At 36.9% G+C, this 756-nt stretch carries 1 protein-coding gene; it reads right to left on the bottom strand.

Annotated features, from left to right (window positions below):
* Positions 1-348: 348 nt before the first annotated feature.
* The coding region (locus AC1DND_RS28835) for a hypothetical protein (protein ID WP_477586394.1) at positions 349-756 on the bottom strand (408 nt) is incomplete at its 5' end.

Raw genomic sequence — 756 nt, 5'->3', positions numbered from 1 at the left:
CATTCGTCATTTCGAGCGCAGTCGAGAAATCTTTTAAACTTGTTATTTAATAATGTACAGGCATTGCTAGGGATAAAAATCTGCGTTTATCATCTTAAATCTGCAGGAAAACAAATAGTCGATTGCTTGTTTTTTCCGCAGATCAAAAAGAATTTGCAGATTTAAGCTCGAAGACCCGTTCATCTGATTGTATTCAAGAGCTCATGAACATCGGAATGTCATTCCCGCGCAGGAGAGAATCATAATGCAATAAGCTTTAAGATTCCGAATCAAGTTGGGAATGACGCACCGCCTAAATCTAGGCTTACCACAAAAAGAATCGCTATTGATAACGACCGAATTGCCTGCTTAAAAATTAAAAGTAGCTTTCAGCATGGCCACCCTTCCCGGTATATAATAGGTTCCGGTGGTGAGTGAATTTGCTGAAAGATAAATCGCATCAAACCTTTTGATATTGGCCAGATTGGTTATGCCAAATTCTAAATCTGTTTTCATTTTTAAGAGTTTGTATTTGATGTTCATATCTGCAAAAAGATATTTCAGATTAGGTTGTGTAGATTGATGCGTAAATAAATGCTCTACCGATAAATTTAAATACACATTTCTAACAGTGGTGATAGCCAGGCTAGATTGCTGCCTAAGCTGCTGGAAATTCGTTTTTATCGCATCAGCAACTTTGGCTTTATTATCGGTTACCGAGAAATTTGCAAGATAAGACCAATTGATAAAATTGGTAAGTTTTGCTTCTATCCCTAC

This window comes from Pedobacter sp. 01N416 (assembly GCF_056399685.1).
The sequence above is the reverse complement of the archived record's forward strand: the minus strand, read 5'-3'. Positions and strand labels throughout refer to the sequence as shown.